Source organism: Streptomyces sp. NPDC059256 (genome assembly GCF_042753785.1).
Lineage (GTDB): Bacteria > Actinomycetota > Actinomycetes > Streptomycetales > Streptomycetaceae > Streptomyces.
This window is the reverse complement of the sequence record NZ_JBHYZO010000006.1, coordinates 295,376-313,699: the sequence shown is the minus strand read 5'-3', so window position 1 is coordinate 313,699 and position 18,324 is coordinate 295,376. Positions and strand designations below refer to the sequence as shown.

16 protein-coding genes are annotated in these 18,324 nt (G+C 68.5%); 12 read left to right on the top strand and 4 right to left on the bottom strand.

Annotated elements, in window-relative coordinates; translation table 11 throughout:
* Positions 1–103 precede the first annotated feature (103 nt).
* On the top strand, positions 104–985 hold the full coding sequence (locus ACFXJL_RS17170; RefSeq protein ID WP_384693132.1) for a siderophore-interacting protein: 882 nt from the start codon (positions 104–106) through the stop codon (positions 983–985).
* Between the two features lie 78 nt (positions 986–1,063).
* Here ACFXJL_RS17170 and ACFXJL_RS17165 read toward each other — a convergent pair whose 3' ends face one another.
* The 4 genes from ACFXJL_RS17165 to ACFXJL_RS17150 all read right to left on the bottom strand — a co-directional run bounded on the left by ACFXJL_RS17165 (position 1,064) and on the right by ACFXJL_RS17150 (position 5,406).
* Positions 1,064–1,885 (bottom strand): IclR family transcriptional regulator, encoded by an 822-nt coding sequence (locus ACFXJL_RS17165; RefSeq protein ID WP_358878957.1) that lies wholly within the window; start codon positions 1,883–1,885, stop codon positions 1,064–1,066.
* 131 nt (positions 1,886–2,016) lie between these two features.
* Entirely contained in the window at positions 2,017–3,438 is a 1,422-nt protein-coding gene (locus ACFXJL_RS17160) for an MmgE/PrpD family protein (protein ID WP_384633238.1), read from the bottom strand.
* Entirely contained in the window at positions 3,431–4,204 is a 774-nt protein-coding gene (locus ACFXJL_RS17155) for a cyclase family protein (protein WP_384633235.1), read from the bottom strand. The genes ACFXJL_RS17160 and ACFXJL_RS17155 overlap by 8 nt, the downstream gene beginning before the upstream one ends.
* Before the next feature lie 2 nt (positions 4,205–4,206).
* Positions 4,207–5,406 carry a CoA transferase gene (locus ACFXJL_RS17150; RefSeq protein ID WP_358878960.1) on the bottom strand — a complete coding sequence of 400 codons (1,200 nt, stop codon included), beginning with the start codon at positions 5,404–5,406 and terminating at the stop codon, positions 4,207–4,209.
* 164 nt (positions 5,407–5,570) lie between these two features.
* Here ACFXJL_RS17150 and ACFXJL_RS17145 point away from each other — a divergent pair, with 164 nt between their 5' ends.
* The 11 genes from ACFXJL_RS17145 (at position 5,571) to ACFXJL_RS17095 (ending at position 18,311) form a co-directional block, all read left to right on the top strand.
* Entirely contained in the window at positions 5,571–7,019 is a 1,449-nt protein-coding gene (locus ACFXJL_RS17145; protein ID WP_358878961.1) for a dihydroorotase family protein, read from the top strand.
* Positions 7,020–7,094: 75 nt separating this feature from the next.
* Positions 7,095–7,964 carry an HpcH/HpaI aldolase/citrate lyase family protein gene (locus ACFXJL_RS17140; RefSeq protein ID WP_384693127.1) on the top strand — a complete coding sequence of 290 codons (870 nt, stop codon included), beginning with the start codon at positions 7,095–7,097 and terminating at the stop codon, positions 7,962–7,964.
* Between the two features lie 465 nt (positions 7,965–8,429).
* Positions 8,430–9,566, top strand: coding sequence for an FAD-dependent oxidoreductase (locus ACFXJL_RS17135; protein WP_384693125.1), 1,137 nt, complete (start codon positions 8,430–8,432; stop codon positions 9,564–9,566).
* Complete coding sequence (locus ACFXJL_RS17130) at positions 9,563–10,360, top strand: hypothetical protein (RefSeq protein WP_384693122.1); 798 nt, start codon at positions 9,563–9,565, stop codon at positions 10,358–10,360. The genes ACFXJL_RS17135 and ACFXJL_RS17130 overlap by 4 nt, the downstream gene beginning before the upstream one ends.
* A gap of 14 nt (positions 10,361–10,374) precedes the next feature.
* Complete coding sequence (locus tag ACFXJL_RS17125; protein WP_384633217.1) at positions 10,375–11,778, top strand: aldehyde dehydrogenase family protein; 1,404 nt, start codon at positions 10,375–10,377, stop codon at positions 11,776–11,778.
* A 39-nt stretch (positions 11,779–11,817) separates the two neighbouring features.
* Positions 11,818–12,825 carry an NAD(P)H-binding protein gene (locus ACFXJL_RS17120; RefSeq protein WP_384693118.1) on the top strand — a complete coding sequence of 336 codons (1,008 nt, stop codon included), beginning with the start codon at positions 11,818–11,820 and terminating at the stop codon, positions 12,823–12,825.
* A gap of 90 nt (positions 12,826–12,915) precedes the next feature.
* A complete protein-coding gene (locus ACFXJL_RS17115; RefSeq protein WP_358878967.1) occupies positions 12,916–13,863 on the top strand; it encodes an ABC transporter permease in 948 nt (315 codons plus the stop codon).
* Between the two features lie 3 nt (positions 13,864–13,866).
* Positions 13,867–14,766, top strand: coding sequence for an ABC transporter permease (locus tag ACFXJL_RS17110; protein ID WP_384693115.1), 900 nt, complete (start codon positions 13,867–13,869; stop codon positions 14,764–14,766).
* A gap of 46 nt (positions 14,767–14,812) precedes the next feature.
* A complete protein-coding gene (locus tag ACFXJL_RS17105; protein WP_358878969.1) occupies positions 14,813–15,799 on the top strand; it encodes an ABC transporter ATP-binding protein in 987 nt (328 codons plus the stop codon).
* Entirely contained in the window at positions 15,796–16,752 is a 957-nt protein-coding gene (locus ACFXJL_RS17100; protein WP_384693112.1) for an ABC transporter ATP-binding protein, read from the top strand. The genes ACFXJL_RS17105 and ACFXJL_RS17100 overlap by 4 nt, the downstream gene beginning before the upstream one ends.
* A complete protein-coding gene (locus tag ACFXJL_RS17095) occupies positions 16,749–18,311 on the top strand; it encodes an ABC transporter substrate-binding protein (RefSeq protein WP_384693109.1) in 1,563 nt (520 codons plus the stop codon). The genes ACFXJL_RS17100 and ACFXJL_RS17095 overlap by 4 nt, the downstream gene beginning before the upstream one ends.
* Positions 18,312–18,324 lie beyond the last annotated feature (13 nt).

The following is an 18,324-nucleotide window of genomic DNA, read 5'->3' as shown; positions in this document are numbered from 1 at the left end:
ACGGGCAGTGTGATGCCCCGCATGGACGGGGGCCGGGAGTCCCGATGATCAGCGAATGAGGTTAGCCTAGCCTTATTGTTTACTGAACTCTGGGGGTGGACCCGTGGCCGGGACACTGAGGTACTCCGCGTTGCACGTCAGCCGCACTGAACGCATCACCCCGCTCATGCAGCGGGTGACCTTCGGCGGTGAGGATCTGGCCGACTTCAGCCATGTCAGCCCCGATCAGCACTCCAAGCTGTTCTTCTCCCGACAGGAGGGGCGAGCCCCGGTCGTCCCACCGATGCCCGCCGACGGCGACGTGGGCCGCTGGTACCGGGACTACCTGGCCATGCCCGAGGCCGAGCGGCCGTGGATGCGCAGCTACACCATCCGCAGCCATGACCCGGTGCGCCAGGAGATCGACATCGACTTCGTCCTCCATGGCGAAGGCGACCACAGCGGCCCGGCCTCCCGTTGGGCCGCCCAGGCCGAACCCGGTGATGTCGTGGGCATGTACGGGCCCGCGGTCAGCCACTACCGCACCCCCGGAGTGCGGGACTGGACACTGCTCGCCGGTGACGAGACCGCACTACCGGCGATCGGTGCCCTGATCGAGGCATTGGAGCCGGGGGAGCGCGCGATCGCCTACATCGAGGTCGACGGCCCGGCCGAACAGCAGGAGTTCACCACCGTCGGCGAGGCCGAGGTCCACTGGCTCCACCGCGGTGGCACGCCGGCCGGCCACTCGACGATCCTCGCGGATGCGGTACGGGCCGCGGACTTCCCCTTGGGCGAGGTGTTCGCCTGGGTCGCCGGGGAGTCCTTGGCTGTCCGCACGCTACGGCGGCACCTGGTCAACGACCGGGGCATCGACAAGCGGGCCGTGGCCTTCACCGGTTACTGGCGCCTCAAGCTCACCCAGGACGACGCACCGACGACGGACGATCTCGCCGACCAGGCCGAGGCGATGGACGAAGTGCAGGTGGCCAGCGCCCAGGGCTGACCGCCCCCGTCCCTCGCCACTGCTCGCCGACGCTGTCACAGATGCTCGATCGAACCGCTCGCGAGGGAGCGTGAGGGGCTACCGCGGAGCCGTTGGCGTGGTGGCCCCCATCTGGGCGGAGAGCCGTTGGGTCGCTTCCAGCAGCACCTGCGCACAGCGTTTCGCTTCGCTCCGGAACCGCTCACGGGGCCCGCAGATGCTGATCACCCCGACCGGACTGCCGTGGTGGTCGAAGAGGGGGGCCGCAACGGAAGCCGATCCCGACTGGCGTTCGGCGATGGACTGCGCGAAGCCCCGTCGGCGGATCGTGGCGATGTCCTTGCGCAGCGCGGCCTCGTCGGTCACCGTCGATTCGGTGAGTCGGGCGAGTTCCTCGCCCAAGTAGGCGTCGATCTCATCGTCGGAGAGGAATGCCAGGAACGCCTTCGACGAGGCACCCGCGTGCAGCGGGTAGGGGATGCCCAGCCGAACCGACATGATCACCTCTCGGTTGGGGGTCACCTGGTCCACGTACACCCGGCTCCCGGAGGTCAGGATCGAGAGCGTCGCCGTTTCGTCGGTCACGCGTGAGAGGCGTACCAGCTCCGGCGCCGCGAGGGCGCGGACATCGATCCGGTCCAGGTAGGCCAGCCCCAGCCGCATGGTGCTCAGCCCCAGCGAGTAGCGCCGGGTCTCCTCGTCGACCTCGACCAGCCCCCGTACGCGCAGGGCGGCGAGGATGCGGTGCACGGTGGGTTTGGACAGCCCCAACCGCTCGGCGATCTCGGTCACCCCGAGGGTGATGGTGCCGGGTTCGGCGAAGAGCAGCAGGACGTCCGCGGATCGTTCGACGGTGGCGGCGGTCTGGCTGCCGGTCTCCGTCTTCCGGACCCTTGCCGCTCCGGGGGCGTCAGTCGGCATCGGCTTCCTTATCGGTGGGGGATCGTGGTGTGGGACTGATACCACCACGGACGGTCGAGGGGTGCCGCCGACTTCACCGCTTTCACGCCGGCGGTGTTGTGCGCGGCCTGGTGCGGTCGGCGACCACCCGATCATAGGAACAGCGCGCGTACGTCCGGTGCCTGGGCCAGTCGCCCGGTCACCTCAAGGAGCCGTGCCACGCCCGACTCGGGCAGGCTTCGGGCGGCGTTCAGCCGGAACTTGGTCAGCAACTGCTCCCGGCTCAGGGGCTGGCCAGGCCCGCCGAGAGAGGAGTCCACCCGCTGCTCCAGAACCGATCCGCCCTTGGTGCGCACCCGTACCACCGCGGCGAACGCATGGGGGAAAATCTCGCTGGCCCGCTCGTCCACCGTGCAGACGACCTTGGCGGCGAGCGCCAGCCGTTGTGGATCGCTGAGCGTCTCCTCGGTGAAGTCATCGAGGTAGACCCCGAGCCCACCGCCGCCGAGCAGCGCGGTGGCGACGGTGAAGGGGCCGGAGAACTTGGCGTGGTACGCGGTCTGCGGCCGGATCTTCTGCTCCCTGGGTTCGGCCACCGTCCGCAGGGTGGGTGCGGGCATCCCCAGTTCGATCGACGCCACATCGGCCGGGTCGAGACCTTCGCGGCGCAGGGCCAGCGCACAGTCGATCGCCGGGTGGGTGAAGTGGTTGGACGGGTAGGGCTTGTAGACGGTCCGCAGTGTCTCCCAGCGCTGACCGAGTCCGCCGAGCATGGCCTGGGTGTCGCAGGTGCCGTCCAGCCAGGCTTGGAAGAAGCCGAACCGGCCCTCCAGCACGGTCGGCGGTCCGGTGATGCCGGCCCGGGCCAGCGCTGCTGCGGCCACTCCGGCGTGTGCGGCCCAACCGCAGTGGATGCGTTTGACCGTGCCCCCGGTGCGATTGGCCTCCAGCAGACCCGAGCCCATGCTCGCCGCCACTCCCATGGCGTCGGCGACACCGCCCTCGTCGAGGCCGTAGAGCAGTGCGGCAGCCGCCGCCGCGCCCAGGGTGCCGCAGATCGAGGTGGCGTGCTGGCCCTTCTCGAAGAAGACGGAGTTGCGGATGTCCGGGCGGTACGAGGCCATGCCGAGGCGGTTGCAGATCTCGATGCCCGCCGCCACCGCCGCGGCCAACTGTTCACCGCTCGCGCTGACCTCCTCGGCGACGGCGAGGGCGGCGGGGACCACGGAGGCGCTGGGGTGCAGTACGGAGGGCAAGTGGGTGTCGTCGAAGTCCAGGGTGTGGGCAAGAGTGCCGTTGACCAGGGCGGCTTGTGGGGAGGGCAGCCGGTCCGGGGCGCCGAAGAGGCTTGACTGCGGTGTGCCGCCCCAGCCGCGGACGGTCTCCAGGACGGCTTCGGCGGGGCCGCCTTCGGCGCGGCCGGCCAGGCAGTTGCCCACCACGTCGAGCACCCGGCCGGTCACGTCCTCGGCGACCGGTTCCGGAAGTCCTTTGTCCCGGCACTCCACGGCGAAGTGCGCGAACTGCTGGACGGCGGTCAGCGAACTCCGGTCGGTCGTGATCACTTCACTCATCGCCGATCACCGCCAGGGGCCGCACGGGGGCACCGGTCGCGCCGACGACGTTCAGCGGGTTCAGGACCAGGGTGAAGTCCCGTACTCCGCTGTCCAGCAGTTCGTCCAGCTTCATCGTCTCCACGATGTTGATGCCGGACTCCACCAGCAGGACGCGGTGGACGGGCAGGGTCGCATGGCCCTCGCCGGGTGCGAGGTGCTCGAAGGCGATGGTCTCGCCGCCGACGGCGCGGGGGCGGCGTTCGGCGAGCCAGCGGCCGGCGGCTTCTCCGGGGCCCGGAACTCCGTCGGCGTGGCCGATGAAGGACGCTCCTTCGTCCCACAGCCGGGACCAGCCGGTTCCGATCAGCAGGACGTCCCCGGGCTGCGGGGTGAGTCCTACTGCCGCCTTGTCGAGGTCGTCCGGGGTGATCTGGTAGCCCGCGGGCAGGGTGGGGACACCATGGACGGCAGCCACATCGAGCAGTACGCAACGGCCGACGTACGGCGTGAAGTCGTCGATGCCGAGTTCGCTGAAGCCGTTGTGGCTGGTGATCCCGTCCGGCTTGAGCCCTCCGTGGACCAGTCCGTCCTGGGAGACATGGGCGATGGCATCCACATGGGTGCCCACATGGCCACCGGTGATGATGATCTCGTTGGCAGCCGAGCCGCCGTCGGTGCGGACCATGTCACCGTGTCGGCGTTCCAGGAGCATGCGGAAAGGTGGATGGTTGGGCGACTGGGGCATCCCCCGTCGCAGGGGCTGGGCGAGGTCTATCAGTCGCATGGTCAGATGACGCCCTTCACACGGAGTCGATCGATCTCTTCGGGAGCCAGGTGGAGTCGGCTGCCGTAGACCTCTTGGTTGTGTGCGCCTTTCGCGGCGCCGGTCGTACGGATGGAACCGGGCGTCCGGTCCAGCCGGAACAGCACGTTCTGCATCCGCAGTGGCCCGAGGTCGGGGTCCTCGACGGTGGTGATGGTGTCGAGGGCCTGGTACTGGGGGTCGGCGAAGACATCACGGATGTCGTAGACGAGCGCGATCGCGGCTTGGGCCTTCTCGAAGGCGCTGATCACCTCGTCGGCGTCGCGCTCCGCGATCCAGCCGCCGACGTAGCCGTCGAGGAGGTCCGCATGTTGTGCCCGACCGGACCCGCCGGCGAACCAGGGTTCGTCGATGACTTCGGGATGGCCGACCAGGGTGAGCACCCGTTCGGCGATGTTCTGCGAGCTGGTGGACACGGCGACCCAACGGCCGTCGCGGGTGCGGTAGGTGTTGCGCGGGGCGTTGTTGACCGAGCGGTTGCCGGTGCGTTCCTGAACGATCCCCAACTGGTCCCAGATCATGGGCTGTGGGCCGAGCAGGGTGACCAGGGGTTCGATGATGGCGAGGTCGACCACCTGACCGTCGCCGCCGTTGGCATGTCGGTGGTGCAGGGCCATCATGATGGCGTTGACGCAGGTGAGAGCCGCTATCCCATCGGCCAGACCGAAGGGCGGCAGGGTTGGCGGGCCGTCTGGTTCTCCGGTGGCGGCGGCGAATCCGCTCATGGATTCGGCCAGTGTGCCGAAGCCGGGGCGCTTCGAGTACGGCCCGAACTGGCCGAAGCCCGTGACACGTGCGATCACCAGCCGGGGGTTGATCTCCCGTAGGACGTCCGGGGCGAGACCCCAACGCTCCAGGGTCCCGGGTCGGAAGTTCTCGATGAGTACGTCCGCTCCGGCGGCCAGCCCCCGCAGCAACTCGGCTCCCTCATCGGAGCCGAGGTCGCAGGTGATGGCCTTCTTGTTGCGACCGAGCATCTTCCACCACAGCCCGTGGCCGTCCTTGGCGGGGCCGTGGGTGCGCGATGGGTCCCCCTTCAGCGGATGCTCGACCTTGATGACCTCGGCGCCGAAGTCGCCCAGGATCGTCGCCGCGAGCGGTCCTGCGAAGAGGGTGGCGAGATCGAGTACGACGATCCCGTCCAGTGGTCCCGGCTCAGACATCTGTCCTCCCACCTGTTCCACTTATCGGAATGCTGTTACGAATCTGCCGGTCAGACTCTAGCCCTGAATGTAGAACGGCGTTACGATTTTTGGAACAGCCCGGGAGGCTCCAACATCGCGAAGGAGGTGACGGTCGATCAGAATCCTTGGTCGACCCGGCCCGTATGACTCGATACGACCTGCTTGTCAAAGGTGGAGTCCTCGTACTCCCGTACCACGGCGAAGTCCGTGCGGACCTCGCCGTCGCCGACGGCCGCATCGTCGCCATCGGTGACGATCTGCCCACCGCCGACGCCGCGGAGGTCCTCGACGCGGACGGCAAGGCAGTGCTGCCGGGTGCGGTGGACTCCCACTTCCACATCGGCATCTACCGGGACCTGGCGCTCGACGCCTACGAGGAGACCCGGTCCTCACTGGTCGGCGGAGTGACCTCCGTGCTGTCCTACTTCCGCACCGGGCAGCACTACCTCGACCGCACCGGCTCCTACCAGGAGATCTTCCCCGAGGTGCTGGACGCGGTCGCCGGAAAGTCGTTCACCGACTACGGCTTCCACCTAGCGCCCATGACCGTGGACCAGATCGGGGAGATACCCTCCCTCGTCGCCGACCACGGCATCACGTCCTTCAAGTACTACATGTTCTACAAGGGCTTCGACCTCGCCGCGAACAGCAGGGACGCCCGATCCTTCACCATGGGTGACGAGTATGACCTCGGGCATCTCTATCTGATCCTCGAACAACTGGCGAAGACCCAACAGGACCATCCTGACCTGCGACTCTCCCTCTCCCTCCACTGCGAGCAGGCGGAGTTGATGCGGGTCTTCATCGAGCGCACCCAAAACAGCGGTCAGCCACAGAACCTCAAGGCGTACTCCGACGGCCGTCCCACCCTCACCGAACAGGTGGCGATCTCCGAAGCCACCACACTGGCCGGACACACCGGTACCAACGTCAACCTGCTCCACCTCTCCAGCGCCGACGCACTCCGCTCGGCGATCACCGGCCGGCAGTTGCACGGCAATGACGCCCGGTTCGAGGTCACCCTCCACCACCTGTGCCTTGACCACGAGACCCTGGACGCCCGCGGTGGGCTCGGCGGCAAGGTCAACCCACCGATCCGCACCCCGCAGGACAGTGAGTTCCTGTGGCAGGGCATCAAGGACGGCCAGGTCAGTTGGGTGGCGTCCGACCACGCCTGCTGCATGGAGGAGCACAAGGGCGACGAGCTGTGGCCCGCACGCCCCGGCTTCGGCGGTACCGCGCTGCTCTACCCCGTACTGATCAGCGAAGGCCACCACCGCCGCAACATCCCGCTGACCCGAATCGCCGAACTCGCCTCGGCCAACCCCGCCAAGGCGTACAACCTCTGGGGCCGCAAGGGCAGTCTCGGTGTGGGCTTCGACGCCGACTTCACCGTGGTCGATCTGGACCTGGAGCGCGAGGTCAGCACCGATTTGCTGCTCTCCGGTCAGGACCACTGCCCGTTCGACGGGGTCGCCGTGCGCGGCTGGCCGGTGGCCACCGTCGTCGGCGGGCGGATCGCCTACCGGCTCGGCAAGGACGGCCCGGAGATCGTCGGTGAACCCTCGGGCGCCTATCTGCGCCGCGACTGAGACGTGCCGGTGGCCTGACGACCCGGCCGTCACCGGCTGCCCCCATCGGTGCGTGACCCAGGAGAAGGGAGCTCCATGAGATCGGCCCTCTATGTGCCGGGCAACGCCCCGGACAAGCTCGCGAAGGCGCTCGATCGGGGCGCCGACGAACTCATCGTCGATCTGGAGGACGCGGTACCACCGGGAGGGAAGGACGATGCGCGGCGCACGGTGGCCGAGTGGTTGGGCTCGCTCGGCCCCCGTGCGGCGCCCCGCCTCTGGGTCCGCATCAATCCCGGCGAAGAGGGACTCGTCGACATCGCGGCCGTTGCGTCGTCAGCGGTGGCCGGGTTCTGTGCTGCGAAGACGGAGAGCGTGGGCCGGCTGGTCCAACTGGACGGCGCACTCCGGCGCAAAGAGCAGGAGATCGGTCTCCAGGGGGGCACCTTCGGGCTCGTACCGCTGGTGGAGTCGGCCGCGGCGGTGCACGCGGCTCCGCTGCTGGCGCGCGGACCGCGCGTCGTACGCCTCCAACTGGGTGAGGCCGACCTCTGCGCCGACACCGGCATCGAACCGGGACCCGACGAACGTGAGCTGCTGTACGCACGCTCCCGGGTCGTGCTGGCGTCAGCCGCGGCCGGCATCGGTCCGCCCATGGCGCCGGTGAGCACCGACTTCCGCGATCTCGATCGGCTGCGCGCGTCCACCCGGGCGTTGAGGCGACTTGGCTTCCGTGGACGGGCCTGCATCCATCCGGCCCAACTCGACGTCGTGCACGAGGTGTTCACCCCGTCCCCGGCTGAGCTGGACCGGGCGCGGGATCTCGTCGGACGGTATGAGCGGGCGAGGGCCGCGGGGGAGGGGGTCTGTCTGGACGATGCTGGGAGGTTGGTCGACGAGGCCGTCGTGCGCTCCGCCCGTCGGGTTCTGGCGCAGACGGGAGCGCCACCACCGGGCACTTTCTGATACCCGCCCCGCCCCTTCGGGGACGCCGCGCCGCGTTGTGCCGACGCGTTGTGTGTTCGGCCCTGCACGCCCTCGGGGCTGAAGGCGATCTGTTCCGGGCGGAGTTTGCCGCGCCCTGCGTGCGCGGGGGCCGGCGGCACCTCGGGGGAGGTGGACGAACGCATCCGTTGTGACACTTCCGCAACGCTCCCCGACCGTGCCGTAGCGCCGTCCCTCGGGGGTTTTCACACCGGGGGAACCCCTTCGATCACTGGTCTGTCGTTGCATCGAGATCTGGCCACCGGCCCGTTCATCACATCGCCGGCCCGTCGTTCTGGTGCACCTCTGTACTCGCAGTGCAGCTCAAAGCCACCTTCGGGTGCTCAAACGCCCGTGTAGGGAATTTTCCTAGCCAATCAACTGGCCCAAAGGTATTGACGCCTTGTCGGCAAAGTTGTTTTATCCCCTAACAACCGGGAGGCAGCCGTGCCACATGTCCTTGTTGCCGGAGCGGGCCCCGTGGGCCTGACCACCGCCGTCCTGCTCGCCGAAGCAGGACACACCGTGGAAGTGTTCGAAGCCGGGAAAGAGATCAGCACCCAGCCCAAAGCCTCCACGTTCCACCCGCCCACCCTCGATCTGCTGCACCGCATCGGCATCACCGAACCACTGATCGAACAGGGCCTCAAGGCCCCCGTCTACCAGCACCGGGACCGCGAACGCGGACTGGTGGCCAACTTCGACCACAAGCACCTCGCCGACGACACCGGCTTCCCCTTCCGGCTCCAGGCCGAGCAGCGCAAGCTGTGCGAGCTGCTGTTGGAGCGGCTGGGCGAGAAGGTCCGCTTCCAACACACCGTGCGCGCGGTCAAACAGGACGCCGAGCACGTCATGGTCACCGTCGAGGGTCCCCACGGGACCGTGGACATCCAGGGCGACTACCTCATTGACGCGGGTGGCGCCCCCGGAGCGGTCCGGCAGTCACTCGACATCGCCTTCGAAGGATTCACCTACGAGGACCGGTATCTGGTCCTCCTGACTCCCTTCCCCTTCGAAGACCACCTGGACGGGTTGGAGAAGGTCAACTACATCTCCGATCCCGATGAGTACGTCGTGCTCCTGCGGGCGCCCGACGCCTGGCGGGTCCTCTTCCCCGTCAAGGAGGAGATCCGGGACCCCGAGGTGTGGGAGCGGATGCTCCAGGGGGTCGTCCCGAACCCCGTCCCCTACGAAGTCATCCACCACCAGCTCTACTTCATCCACCAGCGGGTCGCCGAACGGTTCAAGGAGGGGCGAGTGTTGTTGATCGGAGACGCGGCACATGTGAACAGCCCCATCGGCGGCATGGGGATGAACAACGGCATCCATGATGCGTTCTCGCTGGTCGCAGCCCTACCGCACGGTCTGGACACCTGGGCGGAGCAGCGCCGCAGGATCGCCCTGGACTACGTCAAGATCATCACTGATCGCAACGCCAGGGCGTTGGGTGAGAAGGACCCCGCCCAGCGACTCGCGGCACAACAGGAGATGGCCGCGACCGCGGCCGACCCGGTACGTGCCCGGCAGTGGCTGCTCGACTCCTCCATGCTCAACGCGGTCCGCAGACAGGGACTGCTCCAGTGATCGGCGTCGACGGGCAGGACTCGTCCACCCGGCCCCGCGCCGGGGTCCTTCCGCTGCGGATCGGCGAGCAGCGCTCCCGCCTCGCGGTGCTCGTCCCCTCGACGAACACGGTGGTGGAGGCCGAGTACATGGCGATGGCGCCCCGGGGCGTCACCGTCCACTCCGGTCGGATGATGGTCCCCGCACCCTCGGTGGCCAGTGACGACGACACCAGCCGACTGCTCGCCGACGTACGCGAGGGAGTGCCCGGCGCACTGCGTTCGGTGATGACGTGCCGGCCCGACCAGGTACTCCTGGGCATGTCCGCCCCGACGTTCTACGGCGGGGTGGCGGGAGCCGAGGCGTACGAGGCCGACATCGCCCAACGGGCCGGTGTGCCCGCCATCGCGGGCTCCACGGCCTGCACGCTTGCACTCCGGGCGCTCGGCGCCCGCCGGATCTGTGTCCTCAGCCCCTATCGACCCGTCAACGACCGCGAGGTCCGCGCCTACTTCACCGATGCGGGCTTCGAGATCGCCGACTATCACACCCTGCTGTGCACCTCGGCGCACCAGATCGCTGAGGTGGGCGAGGAGGCGATAGCCCCCGCGGTCGCCCGGTTGGCCCGGGCCCGTCCGGACGCCATCGTCCAGGTGGGCACCAACCTCTGGTTCGCCGCCCTCGCGGTGGAGCTGGAACGCCGGCTGGACATTCCGGTCGTCGCGATCAACACCGCAACCCTGTGGGCTGGCCTACGGGCCACCGGGATCACCGATCGAGTCGAGGGCGCCGGCCGTCTGCTGGCGGAACACTGAAGGGAACGCCCTGCATGCCCACCACCGTAGTGAGTCCCATCGACGGACAGCCGCTCGGCCATGTCGAGCAGTTGGACGCCGCCGCCGTCGACCTCGCGTACAGCACCGCACGCAAGGCGTTGGAGGAGTGGCGCAAGGTACCGTCCGAGCGCCGTGGCCGCATTCTGCTGAAGGTCGCGGACCTGTTGGAGGCGCGCGCCGAGGACTTCGCACAGACGGAGACCCTCAACACCGGAAAGCTGCTGAAGGACACCCGCCGGGAGGCCGGCCGGGCCGCGGCCTGCTTCGCCTACTACGGCGGACTGGCGGACAAGGTCACCGGTGACACCCTCGATGTGGCAGGCCCGTTCCACACGTACACCAAGCGTGAGCCCTACGGCGTGGCCGTCGGGGTCATCCCGTGGAACGTGCCGTACGTCTTCGCCGCCAAGAAGATCGCCCCGGCCCTCGCGTTCGGCAATGTGAGCCTCTTGAAACCGGCGGAGGAGACCCCGCTCACCGCGCTGATGCTGGCCGAGGTGCTGGCCGACGCCGGACTGCCCGAAGGCATGGCCCAGGTCCTCACGGGCGGCGCCGAGACCGGGAAGGCGCTGGTGTCCGACCCGCGCGCCGATCTGATCGTCTTCACCGGCGCCGACTCCACCGGTCGAGTGATCGCCAAGGCCGCCGCGGAGAACTTGACGCCCATCGCGATGGAACTCGGTGGCAAGTCGCCGCAGATCGTCTTCGCCGACGCCGACCTCGACGCCGCGCTCGCCTCCGTACTCCTCGGTGCCTTCAGCGCCACCGGCCAGATGTGCATCGCCGGTTCACGGCTCCTGGTGCAGAGCGAGGTCTACGACACCTTCGTCGCCAAACTGCGCACGGCCGTGGCCGGACTGCGCGTCGGCGACCCACGGGAGCACAGCACCCAGGTCGGGCCGCAGGTCACCCCGGGGCAGCGGGACAAGACCCTGGACATGATCCGGCTCGGACAGGACGAGGGCGCCACCCTGGCAGCCGAAGCCCCCTACCCGGGCGCCGAATCAGGTGGCTTCTATGTGCCACCGACCCTGTTCACCGAGGTCAACCCCGAGATGCGCATCATGCGGGAGGAGGTCTTCGGCCCGGTCCTCGCGGTGATGCCGTTCGCCACCGAGGAGGAGGCCGTGGAGCTGGCCCACGCCACCGACTTCGGTCTGGCCGCCGGCGTCTGGACCAAGGACCTCGGCCGCGCCCACCGCATGGCGAGCCGGCTGCGCGCCGGCACGATCTGGCTCAACACGTATCGGATGCTCTCCGACAGCGTTCCGTTCGGGGGCGTTGACCACTCGGGGTACGGCCGCGAGGGCGGCCCCGACGCGGTCCGCCTCTACACCTGGACCAAGAGCGTCTGGACATCCACCGAACCCGGCATTCCGCCCGGCTACGACTTCTGAATCCGACGACTCCCCATCCCTTCTCCAAGGAGACCCTCCATGCTGATCGTCGTTGCGGGTGCGACCGGCCGTACCGGCCGCCGTCTCATACCGCTCCTGACCGCCGCCGGACACGGCACCAGGGCGCTGACCCGCTCGGCCGACCCCGTACCGGGTGCCGAGTCCTACCCCCTCGACCTGGTCGCCGCATCCGCCGAGGACCTGGACGCGGCCGTAGCGGGCGCCGGTGCCGTGGTGTGGCTGGCCGGCCCGGGCGGAGGCTCGGTGGAGTCCGCCGAAGCCCTCGACAACACCGCCGCGACCGCACTCATGGACGCCTGCGTACGCCAGGGAGTGAAACGATTCGTCCTGGTCACCTCCAAGGGCACCAACAATCCGGAGCGTTCCCCGGACTTCCTCCGCCCCTATCTGGAGATCAAGGCCAAGGCCGAGGCGCACCTCGCGGGCAGCGGCCTCGACTGGACCGTGCTGCGCCCGGGCGGGCTCACCGACGACGAGCCCACCGGCAAGGTGGAACTCGGCGCGGCGTTGGGCCGGGGCAAGGTCGCCCGCGCCGACGTCGCCGCCGTGGTGGCAGAACTCCTCGGCCGGCACGATCAGACGGGCCGGGCGATCGAGGTCCTGGGCGGTGAGCTCGCACCGGCCGATGCGCTGAACGAGTTGACCCCCAAGGTGAACATCGTCGACTTCCTCTTCGATCTGAAGCGGCTCGGCCGGGTGCACCTGGCGGTCTTCGGCGGCTCCACCGGCGAGGCCATGGCCGAGGCCAAGGAGCACTTCACCAACTGGCAGGTCTCCGAGAACTACGTCAACTACTTCGACGGGCCGGAACTGCACTTCTCGCGCAAGACGCGTTGGCGCCTGGAGTTCGGGGAGGGCCCCGGCCGGCACTCGGGCAAGACCGAGTACTGGGTGATGGTCCACAACGAGCGCGGCGAGGGCGTCTTCCGCTTCGGTCTGCTCCGGCCCGAGGGCTCCGAGGAGCACGATCCCGAACTGGTCGCCGCGTACCGCGTGTTCAGAGACCACTACTCCAACAAGTCGTAACGACTGCGGGGGCCGGGCGGCCTCGGTCGCCCCGGCCCCACCCAATCAGTTAGGTAACCTAACGGAAGTGAGGTTCCGTTGGTAGCCCACATGCTCCGCCGGGCAGCCGCCATGGCGGTGGTCCTTCTCATCGTCCTGACTCTCGTCTTCTTCCTGATGCGCATGGCGCCCGGGAGTCCGGCCTATCTGATCGTGGGCGCGGACGCCTCCCCGGCCGAGATCGCGAGCGTCGAGCGCGAACTCGGACTCGACAAGCCACTGATGGTGCAGTACGCGACCGAACTCGGGCGCATACTCACCGGAGACCTCGGCGAATCGATCTTCACCGGAGACACCGTCTCCCACGAGCTGATGCTCAGACTGCCCATCACGCTCGAACTCACCATGGTCTCGCTGCTGTTCTGGATCCCCCTCGCCCTGATTGCAGGACGAGTGGCCGCAGCCCGCCGGGACACCCCGGTCGACGCGACCGTCCGGATCATCGGCAACCTCTCCATCGCCGTCCCCAGCTTCTGGCTCGGCGCACTGCTCGTCCTGCTCTTCGGCCTCTACCTACCGGGAGTGCTGCCCTCCAGCGGCTGGGTCGGTCTCGCCGAAGACCCCATGGGGCATCTGCGCTCCCTGGTCCTGCCCGCCTTCGTCCTCGGACTCGGCACCTTCGGCGTCACCGCCAACACCCTGCGGGTCTCGATGATCGAGTCCGTGCGTACCGACTATGTGCGATTCGGTCACGCCATGGGCCTGCCGGAGCGGCGCATCAACCGCTCCCTGGCCTTCCGCAACTCCCTGCTCCCCACCACCGCGGTGGTGGGCCAGCTGGTCGGGGTGATGCTCAGCGGATCGGTCCTCATCGAGAACCTCTTCAACCTGCCGGGCATGGGACGGCTCCTGGTCGACAGCATCCGTCGCCAGGACTATCCGCTGGCCGTCGGGGCGACGCTCTCGCTCGCCGTCTTCTTCCTGCTCGCGAATCTGATCGTCGACATCCTCTACGCGGCCCTGAACCCTCGCGTCCGGCAGAAATTCGCAGGTACCTGAGCCATGACCACGATCTCTCCCGCCCGCGTACGAGTCGGCCGACGCCGCATCGTCGTCAAAGGCCGCCATGTCAAAGGGATGACGGTCATCGGAGTCGTCCTCGTCGCCAGCTATCTGCTCCTCGCGGTCTTCGGTCCGATGCTCACCGTCGACCCGCTGGAGCGCACCGGCGATCCCCTGGCCGGACCCTCGGCCGCGCACTGGTTCGGCACCGACCACCTCGGACGCGATCTGCTCTCCCGGGTGGCGGCCGGAGCCCGGGTGTCCGTCCTGGTGGCCGTCATCAGCGTCGGCATCGGACTGGTCTTCGCCCTACCGCTGGGCGTGTGCGCCGGCTACTTCGCCGGCCGCTGGCCCGATGAACTGATCATGCGCGTCTTCGAGGCCATCCAGACCGTTCCGCTGTTCGTCTTCGCCATGGTCGTCCTCGGCATCACCGGTGTCAGCTCCTTCCATCTGGGACCCATCGAGGTCAGCGCGGCCGGCAAGATCATTCTGCTGATCGCCATCGCCGCCACCCCCTACTTCGCGAGGGTCGCCCGTGCAGCCACCCTCGCCGAGATCCAGGAGGACTACATCTCCGCACTGCGGCTCCTGGGGGTGTCCCGGCGCCGCGTGATCATGGACGAGCTGATGGTCAACGTGCTCCCGCCGGTCATCGTGCAGAGCTGTCTGTGGATGGCGGTCGCCGTGTTCGCCGAAGGAGCACTCGGCTTCCTGGGCGTGGGAGTGCAACCACCCACCCCCACGCTCGGCGGAGTCATCGCCGACGCCACCCGCTACATGATGGCCGGCGCCTGGTGGTACTGCGTCATGCCCGGTCTCGTCCTGCTGGTCGCCACCGTGGGCTTCGGCCTCCTCGGCGACGGCGCCAACGACCTGCTGGACCGAGGAGAGCGCTGATGAGGACCGTACCGCCGACCGTCGCCCACGTGCCTCGGGAGCCACGATGACGACCGAACCCCTCCTCGCCGTCCGTGACCTCGACGTCGTCTTCGACACCGCACGCGGCCAAGTCCCTGCCGTACGAGGGGTGACGTTCGAGCTGGCGGCGGGCGAAGTCTTCGGCCTGGTCGGAGAGTCGGGCAGCGGCAAGAGCACCGTCTTGTCGGCCATCATGCGGCTCCTGCCCGGCGTCGCCGTGACCAACGCCTCGCAGATGAGCTTCCAGGGCTCCGACCTCATGTCCATGAACACCGCACAACTGCGCGGCATCCGGGGCACCGGCATCGGACTCGTCCCGCAGCGGCCGATGACCTCGCTCAGCCCGGTCACCCCCCTGCGCAAGCAACTGCGCTGGTTCCTCGGCGACATGCCCCAGTCCGAGATCGTGGAACTCCTCGACCAGGTGGGGCTGCGCGCGGTCGCCGAACGACTCGACGGCTACCCCTTCGAGTTCTCCGGTGGACAGCTCCAACGCCTCCTGATCATGCTGGCGGCACTGGCTCGAAGGCCGTCCCTCCTGCTCGCCGACGAACCCACCACCACCCTGGACGCCACCGTGCAGGCCCAGGTGCTGCGACTGATCCTCGATCTGCGCGACCGGCTCGGGCTCGGAGTCGTCTTCGTCAGCCATGACCTCGGAGTGATCGCCCAGGTCTGCGACCGGGTCGGGGTGATGTACGCGGGACGCCTCGTCGAAGCCGCCCCCATCGGGGAACTCTTCGACAACCCCCGCCACCCCTACACCCAGGCGCTGCTCCGGGCGCTGCCCAGCCGCTACAAGCGCGGCGAACGCATCAAGGTGATCGAGGGGACCGCTGCCGGCGCCAACCGGCTGCCGGGGTGCGCCTTCGCCCCGCGCTGTCCACGGGCCGAATCCCGGTGCCGGGAGCAGGAGCCGGAGAACCGGACGGTCGGCGGGGCCCTGGTGCGCTGCCACTTCGCCGAGGACGCGGCCGGCGTCGGTACGCCGAGGGGGGAGGCCGCGGCATGACGATCGCCATCGAGGCCGAGGGCCTGACCAAACACTTCTCGCTCAAGCAGGGGAAGGGATCCGTTCCCTGGTTCAAGGCCCGCGGCATGCGGACCGTGCACGCGGTCGACGACGTCGGATTCCGGGTCGCCGCCGGCGAGACCCTGGCCATCATCGGAGAGTCCGGCTGTGGCAAGTCCACCGTCGCCAAACTGCTCCTCGGACTCACCGAACCCACTGCCGGCTCGATCACCATCGCGGGGGAGCGCCGCATCCAACTCGTCGCGCAGAACCCCTGGTCGGCTCTGAACCGCCGCAAGACCATCGGCCACGCGCTCAACCAGCCCCTGCTGATCCACCGGCCCGACCTGGACAAGGAAGGCCGTGCCGCACGCGTCCAGGAGTTGCTGGACCTCACCGGACTGCCGTCGGACTTCCTGCTGCGCTACCCGGGCGACGTCAGCGGCGGCGAACTGCAACGCGTCACCATCGCCCGTGCGCTCGCCGCCCAACCCCGGGTGCTCGTCCTGGACGAGCCGACGGCGAGCCTCGACGTCAGTGTCAAGGCGAGCCTGGTCAACCTCCTCTGCGACCTGCGCGACGACCTCGGCCTGACCTACCTCCTGATCACCCATGAGATCGATGTCGCACGCCTGCTCGCCGACCAGGTGCTGGTGATGTACCTGGGCCACGTCGTGGAGTCAGGCGATGCCGACGAGGTCTTCGACAACCCCGTCCACCCCTACACCCGTTCGCTCCTCGACTCGGTACCGGTTCCCGATCCCCGCCGCCGCAAGGAACTCCTCCCACTCGCAGGGGAGGTTCCCTCCGCTGTGGACCCACCGAGCGGTTGCCGGTTCCGCACCCGTTGTCCGCACGTCCTGCCGAAGTGCGCGGAGACCCGCCCCGCCGCACGGGAATCCGGCGAAGGTCATCTCGCCGCCTGCCACCTCACCGCATGGAGCCCGTCATGAACGCTCTGCCAGGCCACTCAAGACGCGATGTGCTGCGCATCTCCTCAGCCGCCATCGCCGCCGCTGCCCTCTCCGGTTGTGCGGGCGCTGACGACACCGGTGGTTCGTCGTCGTCCGGCTCCTCCGGCACCCTCTCCGTCGGACTCTTCGAAGTACCGGTGGGATTCGCGCCGCTCTACTCCAACTCCCAGAACGTCCGCTGGGTGACCGAGCCCGCCACCGACACCCTGCTCACCCACGACGCGTCCGGCAAGCTCGTCCCACACCTGGCCGCCGCCCTGCCGGTGGCGGGCCCCGGTGGGGTCTCGTACACGATCCGACTGCGCAAGGGCGTGCGGTTCCACAACGGGGACGACCTCACGGCCGAGCACGTCGCGGCCAGCTTCAACTTCATCCCCGGCAGTCGGGGCAAGAGCCAGTTCCTGTCGCTGCTGGCACCCTGGTTCAACAAGGCGGTGGTGGTCGACCCGCTGACCGTACGGCTGGAACTGCGGATGCCGTACGGCATCCTGCCGGACCAGTTGGCCCGCATCCCGATCAGCCACAAGGACTTCATCGCCGAGAAGGCCAAGCTGGTGGCGACCGGCCCGTTCCAGGTGGACAAGGTCGTCACCGGCCAGTCCATGCGGCTGAAGCGGTTCGACGGTTACTGGGGACCCAAGCCCACACTGTCGGCGATCGTGATGACGTCGGTCCCCGATCCTTCCACCCGGCTGGTCAACCTCCGGGAAGGCAAGATCCATATCGCGACCGGGGTGCAGCCCGTCGACATCGCCGGCATCCAGCGTGACCGGTCCCTCAAGCTCCATGAGATCCAGGGCACGGGGGGCATCCGGGCCATGCTCAACATGACCCGCAAGCCGTTCAACAACCCCGACTTCCGCCGGGCACTGGCCTTCGCCATGGACCGCGAGGGCGTGCGTGAGGCCGTCTTCCACGGTGAGGCGGAGATCGCTCAGGGCCCGCTGGGGCCCAACGTCATCGGATACGACGCCGGCTACCGGCCCTATCCGGCCAAGGCCGACCTCAACCAGGCGCGCGAACTGCTGAAGGCGTCGGGAGTCTCCAAGGACACCACCTTCAAGATCATGGTGTCCACCAGTGGCGCGGCCCGGGACATCGCCCAGGTCTTCGCCGAGAACTGGGGCCGGCTCGGCATCAAGGTCACCTTGGATGTCGCCGACCCGGCCAACTGGAACCGCCGCTGGCTGATCCGCGACTACGACATGTCCCTCACCGTCCAGGAGTACGGACTGGTCGGCGGCTCCATGCCGCTCTCGCAGTTCACCGTGTACCGGGCGGCGTCCAGACAGAACCCCGGCTACCGCAACGGCGCCTTCGACCGCGACTTCGGCCGTCTCTTCGCCACGTCCGACGAGGCCGAGCGCGCCCAACTGGCGGGCAAGTTGAATCGGATCCTCGCCGAGGAGGCCATCGAGCTGCCTCCCGTCTACCCCAAGCTCCTCGTCGCGCAGCGCGCGGAGGTCAGCGGCCTGGATGAGAGGGCACTGCTCCTCGGCCGGTTGAACCTGCGGGGCGTCAGCATCTCAAGCCGTTAAGGAGAACAGGAGA